The following is a 23,501-nucleotide window of genomic DNA, read 5'->3' as shown; positions in this document are numbered from 1 at the left end:
CGCTTTTGATTGCACGGGTTTAGGGTTAAAGTGACCCTAGAACGATCCAACCGCGAGAGATGCAGATGAACGAGCCGATCGAAGTGACATCAGAGATGGTCGCGGCGGCGGCGAAGGTGCTCGACGAATCTGGACTGCTCGATGAACATTTCGCCGCCGACGAAATCACTGTGCGGACGATGCTCGAAACCGCTTTTGCGCTTCGTACATCTTCTCTCGGTGGGTTTGGAGATCGAAGGCTAAGCTGTGAAACCGTTCCTTCATTTCGACCAATTGACCCACGCTGATGCCTTCGACCAGGCGCTTCGATGGATTGGGGGGAAATTCGACTTCCGCCAACGGATCCAGCAGGCGCGCGCCGACTGCCCTGGAAACTCCGTCCTCAGGGAGGCCCATCAGGATGACGGCCTCGCTATGAGCCACAGCGTTGCGCCGCTTTGCGAGTTTACGAGCCCGATCGTACAGCCGCTTCCATTCATCCAACAAATCCGTGGCGGATATTTCTGCTAGGCAGTGGGTCACCGCCTCGTTGGCCATCGAGAGGCGTGCATTGGCGTTGATCGCTGCTCGAAAGACAGCCTTCATAGCTGCACCGTTTCGAGCCTCAAGAGCGGCGCAAAAGCTTTGCTGGGCCTGCACTTCGACGCTCATCCAACGAGACAAGACCTCCCCGGCCTCGCGGTGCAACGCCTCGTATTCCTTCTGCGCTTCAGGGGTGTTGTATGCGATACTCATGCGGGGATACTCCCGCTGCGTTTGCGGGGGAGGTGTGCATCGAGCCACGCTCTGCTGCCCTGCATAGCTTGAGATCCTGCGAAACCGCCTGAGACAATTTCAGAAATGAACAGCCGATCGTCGCTGTGCATATGAGCCTTTAGCTGATCATGGAGACCGGTTGCAGAAAGGTCTGACGAAACGAACCACAACGAAAGCTGGATTTTAACCGAGTCCAGACCATCGAGCGCATCCCAGAGCTCTTGATAGTCTTGCTCATCTTTGTCGTTCACGAGATCGTATGCGACGATATAAAGTGTCAAAATGTCCCCCTAGTAATTTGCGATTTAACGATTCTTGGTATGGCTATCCGGAAAATCATCCTCATCCCATTCCGGGGCGATGAAGACCGGGGAGGGGCCGCCTTGGATATGGATGCCATTGTGACCGCCAAGGGTTCCAAAGGCATTGCGGATCCCATCTATGAACGTGTCATCCCAGGGACCTGGGCGAAAGGTGATGTCGTAGACTGCGCAGGCTTTAGAATCGCACCAGATGCTCTCGATGCGAGAGCGCAGCAGCTGGCTCATCGCGCCGATCGCGCGCTCCATGTCCTTGATTTCCGCTTCGAGCGAGTAGCGGCTGTCGAGTTGGATGCCGTGGTGGGCGTTCATGCTGATCCAGCGATCAGCATGAAGATGAAAAGGGCAATGATGACCAACCCGATAATCAGCGCGGGGTTGTTGTTTTCTTTCAGCGGTTCCTGAGCAAGCGCGCTTGCAGCGCTGGGCACCGGCGCGGCCGACGTCGACGCGTCAACCGGATCCGCGTCTGCGGAGGTGATTTCGGAACCGCAAAAGCGGCATTTCTTCGCTGCGCGTTTGATTGTCTCCGCGCAGTCGGGACAGGTGATCTCGTCAGAACTCTTTCACCACGGCGATTCCGGTGGCCTTGAGGCTCTTCCACGAGGTGAAGCTGATGCCGCTGTTGTACTCGGCTTCGATTACCGCGTTTGCGCCAAGTTTTGCCGCCATCGCGCGCAGCCTGCCGTTGGCCTCGTCGACGGTCGGCGCCGGCATCAACGCATTTGAGGCTTCGCATTTTACCTCGAGGCGGCGGATGGGCTTGTAAGCGAAGTCTGCTTTGCCGGTGTGAATTTCAATATCTTCAAGTTTGGCCATGATGCCCCCTATTGTACTTCGGTGCGTCCAATCCCCCGATCAGACGCTTAACTATCGGAAAATGTTCAACGGACTGTCCCGCCCCCATCGATCGATTGTGGCGCACCTTCAGTCGCATCGGCTTGAGGGAGGTTCGGTTCTGAATCTGCCACCTCCTCATCATCGCCCGTTTGATCTGCCGCGAGCATTTGATCGCGTCGGGCTTCGTTACGATCGAGCTCATCGAACAGTCTTTCGGAAAGATGCGGGACGAGGAGGATAGCGAGGAAATTGTAAGTCGCGTCAGCATCTACCATTTCGGCGAACGTTTTTGTTCCGTCGTCCGTGGGCTGCACATCAAAGTGGGCGGGCATGACGAATGTGCTGCCGGACCGTTGTCCGCTGATCCTAGCGAGCCCTACTTCGATCGCAGGGAGTTGCGACAAAGTTAAGCGTCGATCAGCGTCCTTCAGAAACCCTTCGGGCAGAATTGCCTTCAGGTTCGCTGTACAAAGCTTCTTCTTGCTACTTGGATCATTTGAAGAGCGGATATCTTCAAATGAGAACTTTATGGCGTCCAGAGCAGTGGCGATTTCGTGACGCCGAAAAAACATCCTACTTGCGTCAGTGTCGGACATTCGATTTTGGATCTGCACCTTCAAGTTTTCGATAGCAAGCGCTTGGCTATCGGAACTCGAACAGTCTGCACCGGACTGCAAAAGTATGCTGATCCTGTCGCAGCCAGCCACGCAAAAAAGTAGCATACTACCAATTGCGCCGCAAAGCGCAGTCCGACCGTTTAACATGTTGCCCCCGCCCCCATAGCTAATTTGCCCCCTAGTCGTGGATACTTGGTGACTTCGCGCTGGTGGCAAGCGACCGAGTGAGTTGAAGAACCGCTTGTCGGTCCCGAATCTCAAGGCCGCGGAGCAACTCAATCCAATCGCGCTCGTCCGAGGACAAAACGATGTCGCTCAAAGGCAAATTTCCCGCCGGGTCGTCAGACTCCCCAGTGAGGTACGCCGGCGTTGTTTGAAGCTCACGTGCAATCTTAAGTAGCGACCGCGAAGTACGTGAATTGCCATTTACGAGCGAATTTATGGTGCTCTGCCGAACCCCAACGCGGCGTGCGAGTTCGGCCTGTGAGATGCCAACCTCCTTTCGCCGCTCTTCGATACGATCACCAAGACCCATGGCGGCGCTTATCTAACGTAAAAATGATAGGGCCAACTTCGATTAATCGATTGACCATCTAACGGCGTACCGTTAGCCAAACGGAATGTCGTTAGAGCATGAATCCGATTCACCGCTTGCTCGTGCTGTCCGAAAGGTCGGCTCGCAGTCTGCGTTTGGACGCTTGCTCGGTAGGCGGCAGTCGACGATTTATGGATGGCTGAAGAACGAAACGCCAATCCCTGCAAAGCACGTTCTCGTGGTGGAAGCTGCGACCGGCATCTCGCGCCATGAACTCGCTCCCGACATTTATCCCATCGAACTTCAGATGCCCGTCCCCATGTCGGGCGGATCCCCGGCGGTAGCGTCATCCACCCCCGCCGCTGCCGCCGGGGTCCAAGATCCTTTGCACGGTCTCCAGTCGTGATTGTGCCCATGTCTCAGGGACATAGCGTGACGATCGCGCAGACCGCGCTGCAATCGCGGGACCGCTTTACAGTTCCCCGGGCGTCCGCCGGCGCCGCTCGCATTTCGTCTTTCTATCCGGATGGGAATGCGGAACGCTTCAGCATCGTGACCGAACAGCTGACGCGGGCCGGCAATTCATGACGAAGCGCCGCGCTCCCCTGACGATCGATGCTGCCCTGGCCCGCATTGCCGGGCAGATCGAGGGCGGTTGGAACGCGATGGCTGAAGCCGTTGGCCGCAAGAGCGGCAGCATTGTGCGCGCGTGGGGAGATCCGGATCGGCGAGAGCAGATCCCGCTTCCGGACGCGATCGCGCTGGACATGGCCTATCGCGCTGCCGGCGGCGAGGGCGCACCCATTTTCGAAACCTACGCCTATCAGCTGGACGAGGCTGGCGCGTTCCGGTTCGCAAACGAGATCGCGCTGGGCAAATTGGCCGCGCTGGTCATCCGCGAATGCGGTGAGGCCACTTCGCACCTGGTGCTATCGGCACAGCCTGGTGCTGACGTCACCGATCATCGCCTGACCCTCAACCAGGTTGATGAAGCGATCGAGGTATATCAGCGCGCGCGCGTACTCGTTGCGGTGCTGGCAAACGGCGGCCGCATCGAAAGCGCCACCATGCTCGAGGATCTCGCGGGAGATCCGCGCGCGACCGGGCCGCCCGCCGCAGAGGGATAGAGGCACCCTCTCACAACGTACTTCGCTTTCCCCGCGCTCGATCGGCTTTGCGCCCTTCGCGGCGCTGTCTCGCGTCTTCGGAACACGGTGAACCCCATGCAGCATGTCGAGTTTTGCGCCGTCTCTTCGCCCACGCTGATCTATGCAGCGCCGCGGACGAAGGAGGAATTCGACCAGATCTCGCTTCCTGAGCAGGTTTTTGAGTGGAAGGACGATGAAGCCGCGACGCTCGTTGGGAACGACGGTCAGCAATGGCAGACGCGGATTCACGCGAAGATGCTGGGCGATGGCGATTCGGCCGCTGTCATGGTCATTTTTCAGTGGGTTGAATACCGCGCCGTTGAGGTGGCTGAGCAATGACCCCCGGCGCCTACCTTCAGAAGCGTCGCGTCGCGGCCGGCCTTGAAGTCGTTGAGGTCGCCGCGGCGCTGCTGGCGCTCGGCCGGCCGGTCCGTCCGATCACCGAGGCAGACGTGTGGAAGCTGGAGCAGCGTCTCTATGCGGCCGAGGAAAACGAACCGTGCCTTTCGCCATTTTTCGCCGGCCTTCTGCGTCAAATCTTTGCTTTCGACGTCAACGTCTACGAGCTGCTGTTCCTGCGGCACTACGCCGACGATGCGAGCGCGCTGCCTAAGCCGCAGATTTGCCGCGACTGCGGCTGCACCTGGCTCGATGCGTGCCGCACCAGTTCCGGCCCCTGCAGCTGGACAAGCCCCACCTCAGACCATTGCACCGGGTGTCTCAGCGACGACCAGGCGCAGCCTATCCGACAGGGAGAATTTGCATGATCAGGCAGCGACATCGCCAGCCGCACCCGCTTGCCGGCAGATCGGTCGTAATCGCCAGTGGCTCATTCGAAGGGCATTCTTACTGGATCGAGGACTGGTGGGACCGCATCGCCGGGCAGTCTTGGATGGACTGCGATGGAAATCCTGCCTGCCTCGAATACGCGATGCGTTCTGGCTTCGACGGCGATCCCATCAACGACGATGTCGTCTACGGCAAGGTCGGCTCCTTCGGAAAGCTGATGCACGTACGCCATCTGCCGGCCGAGGAGACGGTCGATGGCTGAGGGCGGCAACACGAAATGGCCTGAGCTTTGGGCGATAGCTCTCGCTGACAGCAGACTCAGCGTCTCGCAAAACCCAGCTGGGACCGAAATCTGCATCGGCATCGGCCGGACTTCCGCGCCGATCGGAACGGGATTGGGCATTGCGGCAGAAGACGCGAGGGCCATGGCCTTTGCGGTGCTGGAGGCCACGGGCGGTGTGCCGCAGCCGGAGCCCGCAACCGACGCCAAGGTTGATCCGTCTGAATGGATGCTTCGGCAGCAAACGCGCCAGCAGTTGGTCGGAAAGGGAATTCCTGCATCGCATGTCGACGTGGTCGTAGACCTCGCATTCACCGCGGCGCAGCGTGCCGCCGACCAACTCCATAAGTTCGTTTTCGCGGACCGCGATGAGCGGGTGGCAATCACTGCGATCGGCGTCGCGATTGGCATCACGCACTATCGTCTCGATCTCCTTCAGGAAGCGATGATCGACGCGGCCAGAAAGAACGGCCGGGCAATCAAGGGTTTCGCAGTGGGAGGCGTCCATGGCTGAAACCACTGACGATCGCCTGCGCCTCCTGATCGAGCGCGTCGAGCGCCTGGAGGAAGAGAAGAAGGGCCTCGGCGACGATATCCGTGACGTCTACAACGAGGCCAAGGCCGTCGGGTACGACGTTAAGATCATGCGGCAGATCCTGCGCATCCGGAAAATGAAGCCGGAAGATCGCCGCGAAATGGACATGCTCCTCGACACCTACAAAACTGCGCTGGGCATCGACTGATGTTCGCGCGGGGGGCTTCCTGGATCTTCGGTCTGTTCGGCCGCCGTGCGCGTTCATCGCGCCGGCCGCGCAGCACTGTGCTGCCGATGGCTGCAGACGATCGCCAGATCCTGGACGAGCTGCGCCGGCGCCGCGAGCACGCCGATGCGGAGCGTCGGCCGTGAACACGCGCAGTCGTATCTGCAAATGCCTGGATTGCCGGGGGCTCGATCGAGCCCATCCGTTCGAAGGCAAGCAACTCGCTTTCTCCTTCAAACTCAACTCCCGCCGAAAGGCCGCCAGGCGCACGAAGAGCGCCACCCAACGGAGTGCTCTGTCATGACGATGGTTACCGTTCCCCTGAATCAGTTGGTCGTCTCGCCGCTTAATGTCCGTACGAATGTCGAGGATGCTGAGGACGTAAAGGCGATCGCCCAATCGATCCCGAGCATGGGCCTGATCGAGCCGCCCATTGTTCACCCGATGCCTGCGGATAGTGGCGCATCGTTCGGCGTTCTTGCCGGCGGCCGCCGGCTGCGCGCACTTCAGTACCTGGCATCGCAAGGCGAACTGGCGTCGGACTACCCCGTCGAAGTCATCGTTCGGGATGTAGACCCGGCCAAGATTACCGAAATTTCGCTCGCCGAAAATTTGCTGCGCCGCCCTTTGCGTGCGTACGAGATCCACGCCGGTATTGCGCGCGCGCATGACGAAGGGTCGTCGATCGAACAGATCGCAAAGGGTCTTGGGCAGCGCCCCATTTGGGTCGCCCAGCAGATCCGTCTCGGCCAGCTGATCGCGGAGATTTTCGAGGCGCATATCAATGGCGAGATCTCGCCCGAGGAAGCGAAGGCCTATGCCGCGACCGCAGACAAGGAACTGCAGCGCGCAGCTTGGACGCGCTTCTCTGGTCTTCAGCCCTATGAGCGCACCGCCGCCAAGATCCGCGCCTTCCTGAAGATCGGCGACGCCGAAAACGAGCGGCTCCTCAGGTTCGTCGATCCGGAGGTCTATGCAAGGGCAGGCGGCCGCATCGAGCTCGACCTGTTCGAGGAAGGGCCAGAACAAGGCCGCGTCCTGGACGAAGGCATCCTCCGCGAATTGGCGGAGAGCAAGTTGGCGTTCCTGCGCGACGATCTGCGAGCGCGGACCGGGCGAGATCTGCGTTTCGTGGCCCAGCCGCCCTTGGCGCACGGATTCCCGGACCAGGCGCTCGAGGTTTGTCCCGTCTCGGCGAAAGAGGGAATCGCGCTGAAGCTTCCGGAAGGCGACATAGTCGTGACCCTCCTGGTAGACACCGATGGCAAAGCGGAATCCCGGTTCTGGTGGGCCAGCCGCAAAGCGAAGCGGGAGGCCGAGCGCGGTGCCGTCGCCGGCGGTGCGATCGCCAAGGCCACCACGTCGATCGACATGACCGTACGTGCAGGCGATGCGCTGGGCGTTTCGTCAGGCGATAGCGACGCGCAGGCCGCCCGCGCTGCGGTAAAAGAAGAGCATGGGCTCACGGCCCATGGCTTGCAGGCGATGCGCTCGATCCGCCGCGAGATCCTCCGCGCACTCCTCGTCGATAACGCGGACGAGGGTGGCAGCGCCGGCCGGGACTACCTCGTCTGGTCGCAACTGCGGTCCGAACTGGTGAAAGGCACGCTGGACCGGCATGTGGGCGCGCGCGGTCTCTCATCGGAATGGCGCGGCGCGGACGATACGGAGCCGACCGATTACGTCGCACCACTGCTCGAGGAGACGTGGGCGCACGCCGTGTGGACGCAGGCAGTGCAGCGTCTGCAGGCAGAGCCGTTCATGACGATCGAGGATCTAGGGGAGGCATTCCTCGCGTTTTATCGAGCTCGGGACGACATCAAACGCCGTGCCGGCGCGGTCCTCGCGGGTTTGGCTATGCTCCGATCGGCGAACACACCAGGCTGGCGCGTTGATGCGCATGACGCTCTGGCAAGCGTCTGCCCCATCTCCGATGTCGACGCCCGTACCTACTGGAGCCCGACGCCGCGCTTCGTTTCACTGTTCCCGCGTCTCAAGCGCCTGGAGTTCGCCCAGGGCCAGGTCGACGCAGAATCATTCCGTTCCTGGAACAAGCTCACCGACCCCGTGCTGATCAGCGCGACGTCGGCCGTTCTCACAGAGGATAAGGGCTGGGTCCATTCGCTGCTGTCCTTCGGTGTCGCAAACGGCCCCGCAAACGGGGCAACCAGACAGTACGAAAATAGGGAGGTGGTGGAGTGAAATCCCAGCCCTTCACCGTCATCGAGCCGCAGATCGAGCAGCTCGTCGACGGCCACCTCTCTAGACTGTATCGCCCGATCGGCGGACGCCTGGCCAACCTTCGGCCGGGCGATCTGCTTTGGGTGCGAGAGCCCTTCCATCTGCCACGCGAAGTTGACCACCTGTCACCGCAGCAGGCGCAACTTCGCCGCGCCAATCCCACCTTCATAACGGACGTCGATGGCGTCGCGGCCGGACTCGGCAAGCGACGTTACGCGCGCGAGCTGCTCCGCGATTGGCACCGCCAGCACCTGCGCGTGACTTGGGTAGGTAAAGCGCTGCTCCAGTCGATTCCGATCGAAGAGATCCGCGCGCAAGGTTTCACCCACAGCGCCGCGTTCGGCCGCGCATGGGACCAGAACCTGTCCCTCTCCAAGAAGGCCTGCGCCTGGAAGGATAATCCCGAGGTCCTGGTTCTGGACTTCGTCCGCATCGCCGCCCCGGCCCCGGCCCCGGCAGCGCCGCCGATCGTACAGAAGGTGCAGGGGGTATGAAGCTGCTCATCAACGGTGCAGTCCTGCTCACCACGCGCGAGTTCGGAGACCTGCTCGAATATTCGACTACGCTTCCGACTGGGCAGACGCCGGGCAAAGCGTGGAAGGCTCGCCGCCCCTGGCATGCCCCGAAGAACAGGGCTGAGTGGTGGAGAGGCGTCTACGGGACGCCCTATCCCGAGGGGCACGAATACCACGGACAGATACCGATCGGCTGGCGCCGCATCATCGTCGAGGGGCAGGCTCACGGCTTCCCTGCCGATATTCATGTTCCGCTGCCCGGGTTGCGCGGCCTCACCGCCACTGCATCGGAGGGGGTGTGATGGTCAGTCAACGCGATCCGCTCTCGATCACATGCCCGAAGTGCCGGGCCGAGCCGGGGGTTGCATGTTACCGGGCAGCCAAGTTCGTGGGGCAACCACACGATAGTCGGGTGAAAGGTTCAGCCGGAGCTGTCATCGCAACCGCGCAATTGCGCCGCGAGCCCGCGGGCGATGTGGAGGCGATAGAAGCCGGGCGCATGGTGCTTGAGGGCCGTGGCGACGGAACCTACGCAGAGGCGGAGGCTGCGATCCGCGCGCTGATCGCAGCCATGCGATCCCGCACCGCCGAACAGGTGTTGCGGCACAACAACCCCGAGGTTGATGCGATGGCGCTGGTCCTGTTTGAGGCTTTCAAGCGTGCCGAGCCGAGCCACGTTATTTCGCAGCATCCAGCGTCATTCATGGCGACTTTCGCAGACATGGCGCATGCGGCGATGACTGAGCGCCCATCACTGCGCCCCGCCGAACCTGCGAACCAGGCGAGTGCGACTATGCACGTGACCGTTACGCGGGCGCTGGGCTGCTATGGAGCGGCATACGACATGCCGGGCCCGCGGAGAGCCTACACATCGCAACATCAGCCCGCGAATGAAGGGGCCTGGTCGATCGGCAAAGCGCACTCGATCGCCGCGAAAAACCCTGCAGGTGACTATATCGACCGTGGCCTCGCGATGATCCACGCACTGCACGAATGCGGTTTCGGCGTGTTCGAGGTGGAACGAATTGACTTCAGGGGAATGAGCCCCGGGGCTGAGGGGGAGGCCACCTGCGACCGGTCTCCCCTGACGCACCAACACGCTGAGCCTCCCCGTAAAGACCAAGAAGAAGGAAATCAGGCCGATGGCTGAAACCGCACCCATCCAGCCGCGCGAAGGGGGTATTGGCCGCTTGCTGCGCCGGAAAGAGGTCGAACTCGAGACCGGCCTCGGGCGGTCCGCAATCTACCAGTACATGGCTGAGAACCGCTTCCCCAAGCCTTTGAAGATCGGGCCGCGGGCGGTCGCCTGGCCTCTCGCGGACATCGAAAAGTGGAAAGCGACGAGGTCAGTTCGCCCCTGAAACGAGGGGCACTGAAGGGGGCATTCGGGGGGCAATCCGGGTGCTGAATCAAAGCATTTCCGATGGTGAATTACATGAAGTTCGAATTCCTCCCGCTCCGCCAAACTGCCAATATGGCGCTCTTCATCCATTGATGCGCAGTGCTGTCGGTACGCTCTTGAGCGGCGGTTCTTTGCAGTTCTGGCTCTATCGTTATTTCGATATGCTGCGGATCGATGAAACCGCTGATCCTTGGAATGGGGCCGTGTCGATCCTATCCTTCTGATGCATGGCATCCAGAGGCGCTTTCGACGGCGAACCTTTCCCGACTGATAATGGGCTCCACGGCCAAATGGCCGATGGTGGAGCATCACTTCGATCTCTCCGACCTCAACAAGCGCTGGTATCGGGTCGAAGGGGCGGGCGATGCCATCCTCCCGGACGAAGCGGAAGCGACCTTGAGGGCGTTGGTGGCCAGCGGTGGTTTGCGCGGCGGGCGTAAGGCGTTTTTGCTGGGCGAGCAGGTTACCGACTTCGTCTTCTCATTTTTACGGCGTCCCGACCACGTGCTTGCCGCTAACGCCTGGCGTACTTTGCCAAAAGGTATTGGGGTTCGGTTGCGCACGAGCGACCCTGAGGCTCGAATTGGGGCAATGTCAGGCTTCTATGACTTTCTAGCCATCCCGGTTTGGCATCCGCGTATTCTTTTGGATTCGGAAATCCGGATGCCGCCAGGTTGGCAACAGAAAATGATGACCGTCATGCGTGCGGCTGCTGGCTTGCCGCCGATGAAGTTCAGTTTGAAGGCCCGCTAGGGCGAAAGAGGCCCAGCCGCTCGGCGATTTCCAATTTTGTAATGGAATCGTCGCCGATTTTTTCATCAGTGTCCTTCAGCCAGGATTTTCGCCACCTCGGCGAGCCTCTCGATAATTGGCCGAAAACTGAAAGAATTCCTGCGACTATCCATGTCACCTTGACGGTGAATGGTTAGGTATTTCTTCGCGACAAGCGAATGAATTGCCCGCCTTACATGTCGCCCGCTCAAATTAGTGTAACGCGCGATCCGCTCAATGCCCGGATAAGGTTGGGCCTGTGGGTTAATCCAGTGTGAAAGTATGGTTAACAGGACGATCATTTCGGTCGGATTGATCCTTTCATAGTCTTTCGTTTGTTCGTGTGCGTTCAACCGGAACAGAAGATTGGGAACGAGAGTAAAGCCGAGTCGCGTCGTTTCTGCGCCCCAACGTTCTTGTGATGGCCACATGATTTGTCTCCTGAAAGCGGTGCAGTGCTAAAAAATGGCGGACACAAACTCTCAGTTGTGGGACAAATTGTCCTTTTTTTGGGTCCGGCATGGCGTGTCTTTTAACATTTAACCGGCCGCATGTGTCCCCATAAAAAAGATACCTATAGCCAAAGAGCAATAAATTACGCCTTTTGTTTCATTTTAAAATTCTTTGATTAAAATTTTTTGTGCGGGTAAGAACTTGAAGGAATTTAGACTTTATCTTGTTTTATAAATCTGAGAGGTGCTTCATGTTCCAGTTTTCCGCTGACACGCCCAGCATAGTCGGCTTGTTGGGCGCCATCTCGTCCCTTGTTACCGCCACCGCGGCGCTCATTTGGGCATGCCGACGTGATCCGCAGAAACCCAAATAGGTAAAAGATGCGCCGATTTGCTCAAATGTGCACAGGGCTGCCGTTGCAAAGCAAAAGCGCGCGATGCGGGGGCATCGCGCGCTCTGGTTGCGGCCATCTCGGTTGAGATGGCCGACAGGTTCCCGATGGATCAGGCGTCGGGGCAGGGGCGGGTGGCCTTGCAGGTTTCGACCCACTTGATCACGTCCTCACGGCGCTTGCCGGAAAGCGGCAGGCGCGGCATGCGGACGCGTTCGGTGCCGCGGCCCATGATCGTTTCGGCCAGCTTGATCGACTGGACGAGGTCGTGCTCGGCATCGAGGTGGAGTAGCGGCATGAACCAGCGATAAATCGCGCGGGCTTCTTCGATATTGCCTTCGTTGAAGGCTGCGATCAGGCGCACGGATTCGCGCGGGAAGGCGCTGGTGAGGCCCGAGACCCAGCCGCTGGCGCCCAGCATCATGCCTTCCAGCGCCACGTCGTCGAGGCCGGCCATGACCGAGTAGCGATCGCCGAAGCGGTTGATCAGGTCGGTGAAGCGGCGGGTGTCGGGCGCGCTTTCCTTGACCGCGACGATGTTCGGCACGTCGGCCAACGCTTCCAGCGCTTCAGCGCTGACGTTCACGCGGTAGGCCGGCGGGTTGTTGTAGAGCATGATCGGCAGCGAGGTCGCCTCGGCCACGGTGCGGAAGTGGGCGACCAGTTCCTCGGTGGTGGGCACGTAGACCATCGCCGGTAGCAGCATCAGCGCGTCCACGCCGATCTTCTCGGCATCCTTGGCGTAGGCGACGGCGCGTTCGGTGGTGAATTCGGAAACGCCCGCCACCAGCGGCACGCGTGCGCCGACGGCTTCTACTGCGCCGGCCAGGATCTTGCGCTTCTCATCGCCTTCCAGCGAGTTGTTCTCACCGCAGGTGCCGAGCAGGATCAGGCCGTCCACGCCGTCGTCGACCAGCGCGGTCTGCACGGCCTGCGTGGCATCGGAATCGACCGAGTAGTCCGGGGCAAACTGCGTCGTTGCTGCGGGGTAGACCCCGGTCCAGAGCGTCTTGGTCGAAGGCATTGTACGGTGTTCCTGAAAATTGACTGGACCATTCGTATACGATATAAGATTCATCTCGACAATGGCTTTCTGGGCGGCTGCGGAAGTGCTAGCGCCCACGCTCAATCAAGACAGGAGTGTACCGTGACTAAGGGTATCGGCGGGTCGAATGCGGCCGAACAGCTGGCGGAAATCCGCCCTTGGGCCGACCCCGCGCCGGCGATCACGTTGGACGAGCGCATGGCGCGGATCGAGAAGGCCCGCCACCTGACGCGCGACATCGGCGCCGAGGCGCTGCTGGTTACCGCCGGGGCGAGTCTCAACTATTTCGCGGGCCTCGCGTGGAGCGAATCCGAGCGACTGGTGGCGATGTTGCTGCCGGTGGACGGGGCGCCGATCCTGATCGCACCGCGCTTCGAACTGGGCACTTTGGAGGCGGGTCTGCTGATCGAGGCGGACTTCCGCCTTTGGGAAGAGGATGAGAGCCCGACGATGCTGCTCGCCGCAGCGCTGCGCGAAAAGGGCGTCTCGCGCCTCGCGATCGATCCGGCGATGAGCTATCTGTTCGTGGATCGCATCGCCAAGGATGCGCCCTCGGCCACGCTGATATCGGGCGCGCCGGTGATCGACGGTTGCCGCATGTTCAAGTCGGCCGCCGAACTGGCGCTGATGCAGCAAGCCAAGTCGATGACCTTGGAGGTGCATCGCCGCGCCGCCAGCATCCTGCGCCCGGGCATTCGCGCCAGCGAAGTCGCGCGGTTCATCGATGAGGCGCACCGCGCCATTGGGGCTCCGGGCGGCAATGCCTTTGTGATCGTTCAGTTCGGTCTTGCTAGCGCTTATCCGCACGGGCTTCCGGGCGATCGCGAACTGCACGAAGGCGAGATCGTGTTGATCGATACCGGCTGCCGCGTTGCCGGCTACCACTCGGACATTACCCGCACTTACGTGTTCGGGCAGGCGAACGATGAACAGCGCGCGATCTGGGAACTGGAACGCACGGCGCAGCAGGCTGCTTTCGATGCGGTCGAGCCTGGCAAGGCGTGCGAACTGGTCGACTATGCGGCGCGCGCGGTGCTGGAGAAGGCGGGGCTGGGGCCGGACTACAAGCTGCCAGGTCTGCCGCATCGCACCGGTCACGGCATTGGTCTTTCGATCCACGAGCCGGCCTATCTGGTGCGCGGCGACAAGACGCCGCTGGCACAGGGCATGTGCTTCTCGAACGAGCCGATGATCGTCATTCCCGATCGTTTCGGCGTGCGTCTGGAGGATCACTTCTATGTGACCGAGAACGGTGCCAAGTGGTTCACCGAGCCGCAGCCTTCGATCGATCAGCCGTTCGGTTGAGAGGAATCTAAAGCGACCTCACCAACACATTCTCGTCATCCTCGCGCAGGCGGGGATCCCGCTTCATCTCCAACGTTCGAGCCATCGCACAAGGAAGCGGGGCCTCCGCCTTCGCGGGGGCGACGGAGTGAGATGTGGCGTATGGAGCCCGCGCGACGCAAGCGGGGTCCAATTGGCAGCTGCGCGCCTGCCGTAATCTCTGCAAAATTCGAAAAGTAATCGGAGGGGGCGGTCGTTGCCGCCCCCTCCTTGCGACCCGTGGGCTCGTCGGATCCGGCGGGCGGTCTATGCCGCCCGTCTCGCGATCGTCAGGACTCCTCGTCGGGATAGGGACCCTTGCCGCCTTCGGCGATGAACTGGTCGATCCGGGCGGTCAGGATCGGCAGCGGCACCGATCCCAAGGCCAGCACAGTATCGTGGAAGGCGCGGATATTGAACTTGGGGCCAAGCGCGGCCTCTGCCTTGCGGCGGCCCTGCATGATCGTCATTTCGCCAAGGTAATAGGCCAGCGCCTGACCCGGCCATGCGATGTAGCGGTCTACCTCGGTCTCGATCTCGTGGTTCGAGAGGGCGGTGTTGTCGTGCAGGTACTGCTGCGCCTGCTCGCGCGTCCAGCCATAATGGTGGACGCCGGTATCGACGACGAGGCGCGCCGCGCGCCAGGCCTGATAGCTGAGCATGCCGAACTTCTCGTAGGGCGTCTGGTAGATGCCCATGTCGGTGCCGAGGCGTTCGGTATAGAGCGCCCACCCTTCGCCGAAGGCTGAGATATAGGTCTCGCGCCGGAAGTCCGGCTGGTCCTTGTTCTCGGCCGCGATCGGCATCTGGAAGGCGTGTCCCGGCGCGCTCTCGTGCAGCGTCAGCGCTGGCAGCGAATAGAGCGGGCGGCTGGGCAGGTCGTAGGTGTTGACGAGGTAGACGCCCGGCCCGCCGCGCCCGGCAGTGTAGAACGGGGCGATGTCGTCAGGCACCGGGATGATGCCGAAGCGCTGGCGCGGCAGGTGGCCGATGAAGCGGCCGATTTTGCGGTCCACTTCCTTGGCGGTCCAGGCGGCGCGGTCCAGCAGTTCCTGCGGCGTCTTCACATAAAACTGAGGATCGGTGCGCAGGAACTGGAGGAAGGCGGGCAAGTCGCCGTCGAACTTCGCCTCCTTCATGGTTTCCTGCATTTCCGCGCGGATCTTGGCGATTTCCGAGAGGCCGATCTGGTGGATCTGCTCCGGCGTCATCTCGGTCGTCGCGTATTCCTTGATGACCGAGCGGTAATAGGCCTTGCCGTCGGGCAGACCCTCGGCCGCCAGCGGCTTGCGTGCACCGGGGATATAGGTGCCGCGCACGAAGGCCAGCAGATCCTTGTGCGCCGGGATCACCGCCTCGTTGATCGCCTTCAGGCCAGCCGCGCGCAGTTCGGCCTGCGTGGCGGCGGGGATCGTCGCCGGCATGGCCTTGAACGGTTCGAAGTAGACGGTGTCCTCCGCCGCCTTGCCCGCGACCGAGGCGATCGATTCGTCACGCCCCTTCAACGTTACCTGCGGCGCGGTAAACCCGCGCGCCAGGCCAGCCTTCATGTTGGCGGTCTGGTCGCGGAAATAGCGCGGGAATTCGTTCATCAGTGCGATGTAGCGGCGGTATTCCTCCTCGGTGGAGAAAGTACGGCGGCCCATGCCGGCCAGATTGCTCCAGAAGCTGGTGTCCGAATTGACCGGCTTTTCCCACTCATGGAACTTCTGCTGCGCGATCAGCACGTCGACCTGGTCGAGGTAGACCTGCTGGTCCACGCGCACGGCCGGGGAAAGCTGCTCGGCCGGAATGGCGGCGACCTGCTTGCGCACGTCCTGCCAGTAGGCAAGGCGGGTGGCCTGCGCGGCGGGCGTAACGTCGGGCAGGTGTGCATTCAGCTTGCCGGCATCGTCATCGTCGCCCTGCTGTTCCTTGCGCCAGGCCCACTCCTTGTCCGTGATCGCCTTGAACTGCGCATCGGCGGCAGTTCCTGCGGTGGCAGAAGCCTCAACCGCATGGGCATGAACAGGAAGTGTCACGCCTGCCAACAAAAAGGCAGCCGCGGCGCGAGACGCGAACTTGGACAACTCGACCCTCCGGGTTTCGTCTATCTTATGCGAGTATACGGTATTTCTTGCGGCGGCCCTGTAGCAGAGGTGTGGGCCCCGTGGGAGAGAAAAATTGTAATCGAGCAGGATGTGGCGGCGTGTAACTCGCTCAACATCCTGGCAAACGGCTATCGCGCCTTGTTTATTGGCAAGATCGCCCAAGTCATGATGAAGGTGATGGGAAGATATGCCCGCCGCCAGTCTCATTTCGGGTCAGTTGGCGATGCCGCCGATCCAGCTTCGGCGCACGGCAAGATCTGAATCCAGCAACACCAGATCGGCGCGAAGGCCGGGTGCGATCGCGCCCGTTTGGTCTTGCAGGCCCAGGAACCGGGCAGGCGTGGCCGATGCCATGGTGAGCGCATCGGCAAGCGGGATGCCGGTCTGCGCCAGCACTTGCCGCAAGGCGGCGTCCATCGTCAGGGTCGAGCCGGCAATCACGTCATCCTCACCCAGCAACTTGTCGCCTACGCGGCGGATGCGGCGGCCGTGCAGGACGAATTCGGGATCGTCCGTGCCCACGCTGGGCATGGCATCGGTGACGAGCATCAGCCGCTGCGGCCCCTTGGCGCGCAGGGCCACGCGCACGGTGGCGGGGTGGAGGTGGTGGCCGTCCACGATCAAGCCCGCATAAGTCGCATCGTCTTCCAGCGCCGCGCCGACCATGCCGGGCGCGCGGTTCGCCAGTTGCGACATCGCATTGAACAAGTGGGTGAAGCCGGTGATGCCGGCATCGATCATCGCGCGCACCGTTTCGTAAGGCGCGTCCGAATGGCCGGCGGCGACGATCACGCCTTGCCGGGTCAGCCATGCGACCTGATCGGGCGTGGCGCTCTCGGGCGAGAGGGTGACCAGCGTGCGTCCGTGCCTTGCGGATGCCAGCAGTTCGAGAAAGCCGTCTTCCAGCCGGCGCAGCTTGGCGCCGTCATGAATGCCGCGCCGGGCGGGATCGAGGAACGGCCCTTCGATATGGAGGCCCAGAACGCCGGGCACGCCGGCTTCGATCGCCTCGTCCGTGGCGCGGATCGCGGCTTCCACTACGCTGAGGTCGTCGCTGATGATCGTCGGCAGCAGGCCGGTGGTGCCGAAGCGGCGGTGGGTTTCGGCGATCACGCGGATGGTTTCGACCGAAGGATCGTCGTTGAACAGCCGGCCGCCGCCGCCGTTCACTTGCGTATCGATGAAGCCGGGCACGAGCGTGCCGCCGCCGAGGTCGACGACCTCGGCACTGGTGGGGACGTCCGAACCGATGCCGGCGATCCGCCCATCCTCGACGATGACGCACAGGCCGTCGCGCAGCCCCGTGGGCAGGGCGACGCGCGCGTTGACGAGCGCCAATCGGGTCATAGGGTGCGGGTCACTTTCGCAAGGTGCGGCGGACTGTCGGGATCGCGGCCGCGCGCGACCGAAAGGGTGTTGGCAAGGCGGTAGAAGCTTTGCACCGCCAGCACCGGCTGGAGCATAGGATGGGCGGACAGCGTGGGCAGGGTAATGCCGGGGACGTCTCCGATCCCCGCGCCGATTACCGTGGCGCCGCGTTCGGCGAACATCGGAGCAAGGGCCGCTACGCTCTCGTTCGATTCGTCGTCCTGGCCCAGCAGGATTACCGGAAAACCGTTCTCGACGATTGCCATCGGGCCATGCCGCACTTCGGCGGCGCTGAAGGCTTCGGCGTGGAAGCCGCAGGTTTCCTTGATCTTCAGCGCCATTTCCTGTGCCACGCCAAAGGCCGGACCGCGCGCAACCACGAACAGGTTGCGCGCCTCACGCAGCGGTTCGAGTGCGGCGCTCCAATCCAGCTGCCACGCTTCTGCAAGCAGTGCGGGCAATCCGTCCAGCGCGGCCGCAAGCTCGGCGTCGCCGCTCCACGCCGCAATCAGGTCCAGAATGCCGGCGACGCTGGTGATATAGGACTTGGTGGCCGCCACCGATCGTTCCGGCCCTGCGCAGAGCGGCAGCAGCACTTCGGCATCGGTGGCGAGGGGGGAAGCTTCGTCATTGACCAGCGAAACAAGGCGCGCGCCGCGTTCGCGGGCGTGCTGGGCCGCGGCGATCAGATCGGGACTGCGGCCGGACTGAGAGATCGCGATCATCAGCGTCTCGGCATAGTCGGGCGGCGAATCGTAGACTGAGCTGACCGACGGCGCGACCGAGGTGGTCAGCAGGCGCAACTGCGTTTCCACCAGATAGCGGGCCAGTGTGGCCGCATTGTCCGAACTGCCGCGCGCCAAAGTCGCCACCGCGCGGGGCGGGGCGGCGCGCAGGCTTTCGGCCAAGGCCGCAAGGGCCTTGGCGTTGCGCGCGTGCTGGCGGGCCACGGCCTCGGCAGCTTCGGCCGCTTCGGCAAACATCAGGGTCGTTTCGGGATTCTGGATCATGGTCCTGCAATCAGGCGGGAGGCACGTTGAGTTCGGCGACGAAGTCGTAAGCGTCGCCGCGATACCAGGACCGGGTGAATTCCACCGTCCGCCCATCGGCATTGAAGCCGCGGCGTTCGATGGCAAGGCCCGGCGAGTTTTTCGGAATCTTGAGCAGCGCGGCCTGCTCGTTGGTGAACAGCACTGCACGGAAGCGCTGCAGCACGCGCACCGGGCGATCGTCGCCCAGGGCATCGTAAAGCGAATCCTCTACCGCCTCCGGCGAAGGGAGCGAGGAGGACGGCACCGTTGCCGATTCCAGCGCCATAGAGATACCGTCGGCATAGCGGATGCGGGTGAAGCGATAGACCGTGCTGCCCGGGCTGAGCCCCAGCGCCATCGCCTCTTCGGGCGAGACTACCGATTCGACGCGCGAAAGCCACTCGCTATGCGGCGCGCGGCCGCGTGCGAGCATGTCTTCCGTGAAGGAGGAGATCGCCGCGAAGTTCTTTTCCAGGCGGGCGGCCACGAAGGTGCCGGCGCCCTGGCGGCGGGTGAGCATGCGGGCTTCCACCAGCCCATCCAATGCCTTGCGCACGGTGACGCGGGAGAGGTTGTAGGCGGCGGCAAGGTCGCGCTCTGGCGGCAGCGCCTCGTCAGGCACGAGCACGTCGCGTTCGATTGCATCGCGCAGAAGGCGCTGGAATTGTCGGTACAGCGGGGCCGTATCGCCCTCCGAAAGCCGGCCGACGCGATCAACGAACATGTTTGCAGTCTCCATCCGATGCCTTGCGCTCAGGGCAATCGTCAATGCCATTTGAATACCAAAAATCCCGCATGAAGAGAATAGTAAAGTTTTGGTATTGCAAAATTGCTACCAATTTCGCGCGCAACGCGTCTTCGCGGCGGCAGTGGCAGTGATCGAGGGAAGGCGGCATCCATAGTTCGGCGCGCGCATGGTGCTGCGCCGCCGGCGGGGATCAGTCGTGGGTCAGTTGACCGTTGGGCCCCGGGTATCTGCGCTTGCGTCGGGGCTGCCGGAAGCGGCATAGCCGCTGCGCTCGACGGCGTTTGCCAGCACAGGGAATACCGGGGCCAGTTCCGTCGCATAGCCCTTCCAACGCTGGATCGAGCGGCGGTCCAGTGGTTCCCGCACCGGCGGATGGCTGGGCGTGGGGGCGTGGTGGGCCAGCGTGTGGAAGGCAAGCTGCGCCGGCTCGGCGTCAAGGCCCAGCCATGCCATCAGTTCCTCCGTCTCCACCTCCTGATCGGCGATGAAGTGCTCGTAGGCCAGCTCGTGTGCCGGCACGGGCAGCTCGTCCAGCCAGTGCGCGGTAAGGGCATCCATTCGCGCATAGTGCAGGGCCAGATCCTCGATCCGATAGCCGCAGGAGAAGCCATGCGTGAAATCGTGGCTCATTGCCGAGACCATCACGTCGCGCGGGTCGCGGCCCACCACAACTACCGGCGATTGCGGGAAGGCCAGTTGCAGCAGCGGCAGGTACAGCTCGTTCAGCGGCATCCTGTCGGTGAAGAACGAGGCTTCGCCGCGCAGCAGGCCATAGCGTTCGGCGCGCGCGAGGTAGTGATCGCGAAGCTGCGTTCCCAGTGCTTCGCGCTGCTCCTCGGTAACTTTCCCGGGATGGCGCGGGAAGGCGCCTGCCGTCAGTGCCGCCGCCTTTTCCGCCAGTTCGCGGCCGAACGGCAATTCACCGCCCGCGCGGACTTGCGAATGGCTCGCTAGCACCTGCTCGGTCAGCATGGTTCCCGATCGCGGGAAGCCCAGCACGAAGACCGGCTGCGGCACGCCCTTGCGGCGCGGCGCGGGGGTGAACTCCACGAAACGATCGCCGGTGAAGAAGTCCTGCCATTGCTGGATCAGTTCGCCCACGGCGCGCGCCGGATAGGTGCGGCTTGCGGTGGCAGCCAGCGCCGCCTTGCCGGCGACGAAATCCTCCCAGGCCTCCGCCTTGCGCCCGGCCCGATCACGCAACCGGCCGCGCAGCAGCAGCCCCGCGCCGCAGGGTTCCGGTTCGGCATCCAGCATCGAAAGGCCCTTCGCCCACTGCTCGGTGCACGACAGCAGCGCCACGCGTTGCAGCGTGATATCGGTGCCTTGACGCAGCGCCAGCACTTCTGCCCGGTCGAGCAGGGCGGCGGCGCGGTCGAAGCGGCCGGCCTGTTCCTCCAGTTCGGCCAGCCAGGCCAGCGGGGCCAGCGCATCCGGCATCGCCCGCGCCGCGTCGGCCAGCATCGGCGCCGCCTCTTCCAGCAGGCCCTGACGCTGAAGGTTGCGGCCCAGATCGGTCAGCAGCTGCGGATGCGGCCCGATGATGCGGATGGCAGCTTCCAGATGCCCCGCACCTTCGACCAGTTCGTCCCGCTCGCTCAGCATGGTGCCCAGCCGCATCTGCGCATTGGCATTTTCCGGCTGGAGGTTCAGCGTCTCACGCAGAACCGCCTCAGCCTCGCCCAGGCGGCCGGTTTCGTGCAGCCATTCGGCCAGTTGGTCGCGCGGCCATGTGCGTTCCGGGGCCATGGTCGCGGCTTCGCGCAGCAGCGCTTCATAGCGATCGCCAGCGCCGTGCGCCTTTGCCGTCAGGGCCAGAACTTCGATGGCGTCCAGCGCCAGTGCGGGCACGGCGCGGGCCGATTCCGCCAGTGTTTCGGCACGCGCGAAATCGCCGGAGGAAAGCGCCTGACGGGCGGCGGTTATGGTCTGCATATCGGCGGACATGCATTCGCTTAGGCGACTTGTGTGCGAAAGTGTCAACCGGGCTTTAAGTCTCGTTTTGGCGCGGTTGCGTCGAAAAGTGCGGCAGTCAGTTTCGGCCCTGAGGCGAAATAGAGATGCATGTAGCTGGAGACCAATGAACCGAGCCGAAAAACGCGCTCCCCGGGGCGGCCATCGGGTGTACGGGCGTGGGCAATCGGCGGCAGATCGGTTTCCAGCGTGGAATAGTGGAAGGTGTGCCCACGCACGCTTTGCCCTTCGATCTCAACTTCCTGCATGCCCAGTGCGGCAAGGCGCGGTTGCATCGTCGCGCGGGCGGGAAGCAGGCCGAGCAGGTCGGCGCGCTTGCCCCCGTCCTCTTTCGCGCCTTTCCCGTCGTCCAGAGACTGGCAGGCGTAGAGCATGCCGCCGCATTCGGCCAGGATCGGCCGGCCGGCTTCATGATGCGCGCGGATGGAGGCCAGCATGGTGGCATTCGCGGCAAGGCGACCAAGATGGAGTTCGGGATAGCCGCCGGGCAGCCAGAGCGCGTCGCACGGCGGCAGAGCTTCGTCGTCCAGTGGCGAGAAGTACCGTACTTGCGCGCCCGCTTTTTCGAGGAAGGCCACGTTGGCGGGGTAGATGAAGGCGAAGGCGGCATCGCGGGCAACGGCGATGGTCAAGCCTTCCAGCGAGGGAACAGGATGGTCGGCGGCGGCTTCCGAGAAATGCACCGGCTCCGGCAACCACAGCGCGTTTTCCGGCAGCATGTCGGCGGCGCGGTCCAGCCGTGCGGCAAGGTCGCCCACTTCGCCCGCCTGCACCAACCCCAGGTGGCGTTCGGGCAATCCGATTGCCTGATCGCGCCCCAGCGCGCCGAGCCAGCGGATGCCGGCGGGCACGCTTTGCTCCAGCAGTTCGGCGTGGCGCGCGCTGCCCACGCGGTTCGCTAGCACGGCGGCAAGGTTCACGCCCGGCCGATAGGTGGCAAGGCCGTGGACCAGCGCACCGAACGTCTGCGCCATCGACGATCCGTCGACCACAGCCATCACCGGCAGGCCGAAGCGGATGGCAAGGTCGGCGGCGGAAGGGGTGCCGTCATGCAGGCCCATGACGCCTTCCACCAGGATCAGGTCTGCCTCCTGCGCGGCGGCGTGCAGCAGGGCGCGGCATCCCTCTTCACCCACCATGAAGAGGTCGAGCTGGCAGACCGGCGCGCCGCTGGCGGCTTCGAGCACCATGGGATCGAGGAAGTCCGGCCCGCATTTGAACACGCGCACGCGGCGCCCCGCACGGACATGGCGCCGGGCGAGTGCGGCGGTCACCAGCGTCTTGCCCTGGCCGGAGGCGGGCGCGGCTATCAGCAGCGCGGGGCAGGCGGTCATCGCGCGATGCTGCGATGCAGTTCGGCGCGCAGAGCCGGCCGCGCGGTTACGATCAGCGCCCAGAGCGCGGCGGCCACGCCCGACCACAGCAGCGTGGCGAGCAGGTTGCCGGCGAAATAGCGCGCAATGCGGGGCAGGAAACCCGCCAGCGATGCGTCGGGAAAATGGCCGCTGAGGAAATAGAACCCGCCGCTGGACAGGAGGTACGATGCGAAGCTGGCCGCCACCAGCAGCGCGGCGATTGCGGGCAGGGCGGCAAGGCGATCGCCCCAGTGTGCGGCGGCGAAGCGGCCGGCCAGCCACAGCACGCCGTGCGCGGGCAGCAGCATCCAGTACGCCGGCGTGAAGCAGAAACCCGATCCGCCCAGCACGGTGATGACCACCAGGTCGATGGCGAAGCCCAGCGCGAAAAGCGCGGCAAAGGCGGAGACCCGCCGTACGAAGAAGCCGAGCACGAAGAAGCTGGCAAGGTCGGTATCGGGCAAGTGAACCACATGGCTCAGCGAATGGCTGCGCGTCACCAGCATCAGCGCGGCAAGGGCTGCGAACACGCGGAAGTCGAGGCGGGCGAAAGGCGGCTTGGCATCGTGCATGGCGGGTGGTCTCCCTGGCGGACGAAGAGGCAGTGCGTCGGCGCGGGGGCGAGGCCGCGCCTGCAGGAACATGCGGCCAGGGCCGATATCGCCCTGGCGAGTGCATCAGTGGATCGGTGTCACTCTTGCAGGCTCCCTTCGACGCGACATGTGGCGTGTCGTCTTGCCAAGGGTGC

Annotated in this window: 33 protein-coding genes and 1 pseudogene; 17 read left to right on the top strand and 17 right to left on the bottom strand. The window is 63.0% G+C overall.

Annotated features, from left to right (window positions below):
- Positions 1 to 165: 165 nt before the first annotated feature.
- From WBP07_RS12560 to WBP07_RS12525, 8 genes and pseudogenes are all read right to left on the bottom strand, one after another.
- Entirely contained in the window at positions 166 to 735 is a 570-nt protein-coding gene (locus WBP07_RS12560; RefSeq protein ID WP_395391445.1) for a hypothetical protein, read from the bottom strand.
- The gene (locus WBP07_RS12555; protein WP_395391443.1) at positions 732 to 1,037 is read right to left on the bottom strand and encodes a hypothetical protein; all 306 of its coding nucleotides are present in this window, start codon (positions 1,035 to 1,037) and stop codon (positions 732 to 734) included. The genes WBP07_RS12560 and WBP07_RS12555 overlap by 4 nt, the downstream gene beginning before the upstream one ends.
- A gap of 24 nt (positions 1,038 to 1,061) precedes the next feature.
- Positions 1,062 to 1,388: a hypothetical protein gene (locus tag WBP07_RS12550; protein WP_395391441.1), complete on the bottom strand. Its 327-nt coding sequence runs from the start codon at positions 1,386 to 1,388 to the stop codon at positions 1,062 to 1,064.
- Complete coding sequence (locus WBP07_RS12545; RefSeq protein WP_395391440.1) at positions 1,385 to 1,507, bottom strand: hypothetical protein; 123 nt, start codon at positions 1,505 to 1,507, stop codon at positions 1,385 to 1,387. The genes WBP07_RS12550 and WBP07_RS12545 overlap by 4 nt, the downstream gene beginning before the upstream one ends.
- Before the next feature lie 60 nt (positions 1,508 to 1,567).
- Positions 1,568 to 1,627, bottom strand: a pseudogene (locus WBP07_RS12540) (zinc ribbon domain-containing protein); the annotation flags it as partial.
- Between the two features lie 4 nt (positions 1,628 to 1,631).
- Positions 1,632 to 1,895, bottom strand: a complete 264-nt coding sequence (locus WBP07_RS12535; RefSeq protein ID WP_395391438.1) for a hypothetical protein — start codon at positions 1,893 to 1,895, stop codon at positions 1,632 to 1,634.
- Positions 1,896 to 1,960: 65 nt separating this feature from the next.
- The gene (locus WBP07_RS12530) at positions 1,961 to 2,536 is read right to left on the bottom strand and encodes a hypothetical protein (protein WP_395391437.1); all 576 of its coding nucleotides are present in this window, start codon (positions 2,534 to 2,536) and stop codon (positions 1,961 to 1,963) included.
- Between the two features lie 175 nt (positions 2,537 to 2,711).
- The gene (locus tag WBP07_RS12525; protein ID WP_395391435.1) at positions 2,712 to 3,068 is read right to left on the bottom strand and encodes a helix-turn-helix domain-containing protein; all 357 of its coding nucleotides are present in this window, start codon (positions 3,066 to 3,068) and stop codon (positions 2,712 to 2,714) included.
- Positions 3,069 to 3,153: 85 nt separating this feature from the next.
- On the opposite strand from WBP07_RS12525, the gene WBP07_RS12520 reads away from it, so the two are divergent.
- The 15 genes from WBP07_RS12520 (at position 3,154) to WBP07_RS12450 (ending at position 10,957) form a co-directional block, all read left to right on the top strand.
- The gene (locus WBP07_RS12520; RefSeq protein WP_395391433.1) at positions 3,154 to 3,474 is read left to right on the top strand and encodes a transcriptional regulator; all 321 of its coding nucleotides are present in this window, start codon (positions 3,154 to 3,156) and stop codon (positions 3,472 to 3,474) included.
- 26 nt (positions 3,475 to 3,500) lie between these two features.
- The gene (locus WBP07_RS12515; protein ID WP_395391432.1) at positions 3,501 to 3,656 is read left to right on the top strand and encodes a hypothetical protein; all 156 of its coding nucleotides are present in this window, start codon (positions 3,501 to 3,503) and stop codon (positions 3,654 to 3,656) included.
- A complete protein-coding gene (locus WBP07_RS12510) occupies positions 3,653 to 4,195 on the top strand; it encodes a hypothetical protein (protein WP_395391431.1) in 543 nt (180 codons plus the stop codon). The genes WBP07_RS12515 and WBP07_RS12510 overlap by 4 nt, the downstream gene beginning before the upstream one ends.
- 96 nt (positions 4,196 to 4,291) lie before the next feature.
- Positions 4,292 to 4,555, top strand: a complete 264-nt coding sequence (locus WBP07_RS12505; protein ID WP_395391429.1) for a hypothetical protein — start codon at positions 4,292 to 4,294, stop codon at positions 4,553 to 4,555.
- Positions 4,552 to 4,983: a hypothetical protein gene (locus tag WBP07_RS12500; protein ID WP_395391428.1), complete on the top strand. Its 432-nt coding sequence runs from the start codon at positions 4,552 to 4,554 to the stop codon at positions 4,981 to 4,983. Before WBP07_RS12505 ends, WBP07_RS12500 begins: the two co-directional genes overlap by 4 nt.
- Positions 4,980 to 5,267 (top strand): hypothetical protein, encoded by a 288-nt coding sequence (locus tag WBP07_RS12495; RefSeq protein WP_395391426.1) that lies wholly within the window; start codon positions 4,980 to 4,982, stop codon positions 5,265 to 5,267. The genes WBP07_RS12500 and WBP07_RS12495 overlap by 4 nt, the downstream gene beginning before the upstream one ends.
- The gene (locus WBP07_RS12490; protein WP_395391424.1) at positions 5,260 to 5,799 is read left to right on the top strand and encodes a hypothetical protein; all 540 of its coding nucleotides are present in this window, start codon (positions 5,260 to 5,262) and stop codon (positions 5,797 to 5,799) included. Before WBP07_RS12495 ends, WBP07_RS12490 begins: the two co-directional genes overlap by 8 nt.
- Positions 5,792 to 6,028: a DUF2312 domain-containing protein gene (locus WBP07_RS12485; protein ID WP_395391422.1), complete on the top strand. Its 237-nt coding sequence runs from the start codon at positions 5,792 to 5,794 to the stop codon at positions 6,026 to 6,028. Before WBP07_RS12490 ends, WBP07_RS12485 begins: the two co-directional genes overlap by 8 nt.
- A gap of 318 nt (positions 6,029 to 6,346) precedes the next feature.
- The gene (locus tag WBP07_RS12480) at positions 6,347 to 8,248 is read left to right on the top strand and encodes a ParB/RepB/Spo0J family partition protein (RefSeq protein ID WP_395391420.1); all 1,902 of its coding nucleotides are present in this window, start codon (positions 6,347 to 6,349) and stop codon (positions 8,246 to 8,248) included.
- Positions 8,245 to 8,781: a hypothetical protein gene (locus tag WBP07_RS12475; RefSeq protein ID WP_395391418.1), complete on the top strand. Its 537-nt coding sequence runs from the start codon at positions 8,245 to 8,247 to the stop codon at positions 8,779 to 8,781. The genes WBP07_RS12480 and WBP07_RS12475 overlap by 4 nt, the downstream gene beginning before the upstream one ends.
- The gene (locus WBP07_RS12470) at positions 8,778 to 9,104 is read left to right on the top strand and encodes a hypothetical protein (RefSeq protein ID WP_395391416.1); all 327 of its coding nucleotides are present in this window, start codon (positions 8,778 to 8,780) and stop codon (positions 9,102 to 9,104) included. Before WBP07_RS12475 ends, WBP07_RS12470 begins: the two co-directional genes overlap by 4 nt.
- The gene (locus WBP07_RS12465; protein ID WP_395391414.1) at positions 9,104 to 9,952 is read left to right on the top strand and encodes a hypothetical protein; all 849 of its coding nucleotides are present in this window, start codon (positions 9,104 to 9,106) and stop codon (positions 9,950 to 9,952) included. Before WBP07_RS12470 ends, WBP07_RS12465 begins: the two co-directional genes overlap by 1 nt.
- The gene (locus tag WBP07_RS12460) at positions 9,945 to 10,163 is read left to right on the top strand and encodes an AlpA family transcriptional regulator (protein ID WP_395391413.1); all 219 of its coding nucleotides are present in this window, start codon (positions 9,945 to 9,947) and stop codon (positions 10,161 to 10,163) included. Before WBP07_RS12465 ends, WBP07_RS12460 begins: the two co-directional genes overlap by 8 nt.
- Before the next feature lie 40 nt (positions 10,164 to 10,203).
- Complete coding sequence (locus WBP07_RS12455; protein WP_395391411.1) at positions 10,204 to 10,428, top strand: hypothetical protein; 225 nt, start codon at positions 10,204 to 10,206, stop codon at positions 10,426 to 10,428.
- Between the two features lie 49 nt (positions 10,429 to 10,477).
- Positions 10,478 to 10,957, top strand: a complete 480-nt coding sequence (locus WBP07_RS12450; protein ID WP_395391409.1) for a hypothetical protein — start codon at positions 10,478 to 10,480, stop codon at positions 10,955 to 10,957.
- Positions 10,958 to 11,022: 65 nt separating this feature from the next.
- Here the strand turns inward: WBP07_RS12450 and WBP07_RS12445 are convergent, their stop codons facing one another.
- Together WBP07_RS12445 and WBP07_RS12440 are read right to left on the bottom strand one after the other, a co-directional pair.
- Complete coding sequence (locus WBP07_RS12445; protein ID WP_395391407.1) at positions 11,023 to 11,406, bottom strand: helix-turn-helix domain-containing protein; 384 nt, start codon at positions 11,404 to 11,406, stop codon at positions 11,023 to 11,025.
- A gap of 525 nt (positions 11,407 to 11,931) precedes the next feature.
- Positions 11,932 to 12,843, bottom strand: a complete 912-nt coding sequence (locus WBP07_RS12440; protein WP_395391405.1) for a dihydrodipicolinate synthase family protein — start codon at positions 12,841 to 12,843, stop codon at positions 11,932 to 11,934.
- Between the two features lie 123 nt (positions 12,844 to 12,966).
- Here WBP07_RS12440 and WBP07_RS12435 point away from each other — a divergent pair, with 123 nt between their 5' ends.
- On the top strand, positions 12,967 to 14,169 hold the full coding sequence (locus WBP07_RS12435) for a M24 family metallopeptidase (protein WP_395391403.1): 1,203 nt from the start codon (positions 12,967 to 12,969) through the stop codon (positions 14,167 to 14,169).
- Between the two features lie 308 nt (positions 14,170 to 14,477).
- Here the strand turns inward: WBP07_RS12435 and WBP07_RS12430 are convergent, their stop codons facing one another.
- A complete protein-coding gene (locus tag WBP07_RS12430; RefSeq protein WP_395391401.1) occupies positions 14,478 to 16,208 on the bottom strand; it encodes a DUF885 domain-containing protein in 1,731 nt (576 codons plus the stop codon).
- Here WBP07_RS12430 and WBP07_RS12425 point away from each other — a divergent pair.
- Complete coding sequence (locus tag WBP07_RS12425; protein WP_395391399.1) at positions 16,185 to 16,538, top strand: hypothetical protein; 354 nt, start codon at positions 16,185 to 16,187, stop codon at positions 16,536 to 16,538. The two genes, WBP07_RS12430 and WBP07_RS12425, sit on opposite strands and share 24 nt — an antisense overlap.
- On the opposite strand, the gene nagA is transcribed toward WBP07_RS12425, so the two are convergent.
- The 6 genes from nagA to WBP07_RS12395 all read right to left on the bottom strand — a co-directional run bounded on the left by nagA (position 16,491) and on the right by WBP07_RS12395 (position 23,325).
- Positions 16,491 to 17,624: an N-acetylglucosamine-6-phosphate deacetylase gene (gene nagA / locus WBP07_RS12420; protein WP_395391397.1), complete on the bottom strand. Its 1,134-nt coding sequence runs from the start codon at positions 17,622 to 17,624 to the stop codon at positions 16,491 to 16,493. The two genes, WBP07_RS12425 and nagA, sit on opposite strands and share 48 nt — an antisense overlap.
- Positions 17,621 to 18,655, bottom strand: coding sequence for an SIS domain-containing protein (locus WBP07_RS12415; RefSeq protein ID WP_395391395.1), 1,035 nt, complete (start codon positions 18,653 to 18,655; stop codon positions 17,621 to 17,623). The genes nagA and WBP07_RS12415 overlap by 4 nt, the downstream gene beginning before the upstream one ends.
- Before the next feature lie 10 nt (positions 18,656 to 18,665).
- A complete protein-coding gene (locus WBP07_RS12410) occupies positions 18,666 to 19,400 on the bottom strand; it encodes a GntR family transcriptional regulator (RefSeq protein WP_395391393.1) in 735 nt (244 codons plus the stop codon).
- A gap of 225 nt (positions 19,401 to 19,625) precedes the next feature.
- Positions 19,626 to 21,371, bottom strand: a complete 1,746-nt coding sequence (locus tag WBP07_RS12405; RefSeq protein ID WP_395391391.1) for a sulfotransferase — start codon at positions 21,369 to 21,371, stop codon at positions 19,626 to 19,628.
- A gap of 32 nt (positions 21,372 to 21,403) precedes the next feature.
- Positions 21,404 to 22,732 (bottom strand): cobyrinate a,c-diamide synthase, encoded by a 1,329-nt coding sequence (locus WBP07_RS12400; protein WP_395391390.1) that lies wholly within the window; start codon positions 22,730 to 22,732, stop codon positions 21,404 to 21,406.
- Entirely contained in the window at positions 22,729 to 23,325 is a 597-nt protein-coding gene (locus tag WBP07_RS12395) for a hypothetical protein (RefSeq protein ID WP_395391388.1), read from the bottom strand. The genes WBP07_RS12400 and WBP07_RS12395 overlap by 4 nt, the downstream gene beginning before the upstream one ends.
- Positions 23,326 to 23,501: the final 176 nt, after the last annotated feature.

Source organism: Novosphingobium oxfordense (assembly GCF_044029435.1).
Lineage (GTDB): Bacteria > Pseudomonadota > Alphaproteobacteria > Sphingomonadales > Sphingomonadaceae > Novosphingobium.
The sequence above is the reverse complement of the archived record's forward strand: the minus strand, read 5'-3'. Positions and strand labels throughout refer to the sequence as shown.

Excerpts from the sequence above, each read along its gene's own strand:
- WBP07_RS12405 (WP_395391391.1), bottom strand. The coding sequence starts at position 21,371 with ATGTCCGCCGATATGCAGACCATAACCGCCGCCCGTCAGGCGCTTTCC.
- WBP07_RS12450 (WP_395391409.1), top strand. The coding sequence starts at position 10,478 with ATGGGCTCCACGGCCAAATGGCCGATGGTGGAGCATCACTTCGATCTC.
- WBP07_RS12410 (WP_395391393.1), bottom strand. The coding sequence starts at position 19,400 with ATGTTCGTTGATCGCGTCGGCCGGCTTTCGGAGGGCGATACGGCCCCG.
- WBP07_RS12445 (WP_395391407.1), bottom strand. The coding sequence starts at position 11,406 with ATGTGGCCATCACAAGAACGTTGGGGCGCAGAAACGACGCGACTCGGC.
- WBP07_RS12465 (WP_395391414.1), top strand. The coding sequence starts at position 9,104 with ATGGTCAGTCAACGCGATCCGCTCTCGATCACATGCCCGAAGTGCCGG.
- WBP07_RS12480 (WP_395391420.1), top strand. The coding sequence starts at position 6,347 with ATGACGATGGTTACCGTTCCCCTGAATCAGTTGGTCGTCTCGCCGCTT.
- WBP07_RS12395 (WP_395391388.1), bottom strand. The coding sequence starts at position 23,325 with ATGCACGATGCCAAGCCGCCTTTCGCCCGCCTCGACTTCCGCGTGTTC.
- nagA (WP_395391397.1), bottom strand. The coding sequence starts at position 17,624 with ATGACCCGATTGGCGCTCGTCAACGCGCGCGTCGCCCTGCCCACGGGG.
- WBP07_RS12500 (WP_395391428.1), top strand. The coding sequence starts at position 4,552 with ATGACCCCCGGCGCCTACCTTCAGAAGCGTCGCGTCGCGGCCGGCCTT.
- WBP07_RS12505 (WP_395391429.1), top strand. The coding sequence starts at position 4,292 with ATGCAGCATGTCGAGTTTTGCGCCGTCTCTTCGCCCACGCTGATCTAT.
- WBP07_RS12525 (WP_395391435.1), bottom strand. The coding sequence starts at position 3,068 with ATGGGTCTTGGTGATCGTATCGAAGAGCGGCGAAAGGAGGTTGGCATC.
- WBP07_RS12470 (WP_395391416.1), top strand. The coding sequence starts at position 8,778 with ATGAAGCTGCTCATCAACGGTGCAGTCCTGCTCACCACGCGCGAGTTC.
- WBP07_RS12460 (WP_395391413.1), top strand. The coding sequence starts at position 9,945 with ATGGCTGAAACCGCACCCATCCAGCCGCGCGAAGGGGGTATTGGCCGC.
- WBP07_RS12560 (WP_395391445.1), bottom strand. The coding sequence starts at position 735 with ATGAGTATCGCATACAACACCCCTGAAGCGCAGAAGGAATACGAGGCG.
- WBP07_RS12415 (WP_395391395.1), bottom strand. The coding sequence starts at position 18,655 with ATGATCCAGAATCCCGAAACGACCCTGATGTTTGCCGAAGCGGCCGAA.
- WBP07_RS12495 (WP_395391426.1), top strand. The coding sequence starts at position 4,980 with ATGATCAGGCAGCGACATCGCCAGCCGCACCCGCTTGCCGGCAGATCG.
- WBP07_RS12510 (WP_395391431.1), top strand. The coding sequence starts at position 3,653 with ATGACGAAGCGCCGCGCTCCCCTGACGATCGATGCTGCCCTGGCCCGC.
- WBP07_RS12550 (WP_395391441.1), bottom strand. The coding sequence starts at position 1,388 with ATGAACGCCCACCACGGCATCCAACTCGACAGCCGCTACTCGCTCGAA.
- WBP07_RS12400 (WP_395391390.1), bottom strand. The coding sequence starts at position 22,732 with ATGACCGCCTGCCCCGCGCTGCTGATAGCCGCGCCCGCCTCCGGCCAG.
- WBP07_RS12440 (WP_395391405.1), bottom strand. The coding sequence starts at position 12,843 with ATGCCTTCGACCAAGACGCTCTGGACCGGGGTCTACCCCGCAGCAACG.
- WBP07_RS12535 (WP_395391438.1), bottom strand. The coding sequence starts at position 1,895 with ATGGCCAAACTTGAAGATATTGAAATTCACACCGGCAAAGCAGACTTC.
- WBP07_RS12520 (WP_395391433.1), top strand. The coding sequence starts at position 3,154 with ATGTCGTTAGAGCATGAATCCGATTCACCGCTTGCTCGTGCTGTCCGA.
- WBP07_RS12425 (WP_395391399.1), top strand. The coding sequence starts at position 16,185 with ATGGGCATGAACAGGAAGTGTCACGCCTGCCAACAAAAAGGCAGCCGC.
- WBP07_RS12490 (WP_395391424.1), top strand. The coding sequence starts at position 5,260 with ATGGCTGAGGGCGGCAACACGAAATGGCCTGAGCTTTGGGCGATAGCT.
- WBP07_RS12485 (WP_395391422.1), top strand. The coding sequence starts at position 5,792 with ATGGCTGAAACCACTGACGATCGCCTGCGCCTCCTGATCGAGCGCGTC.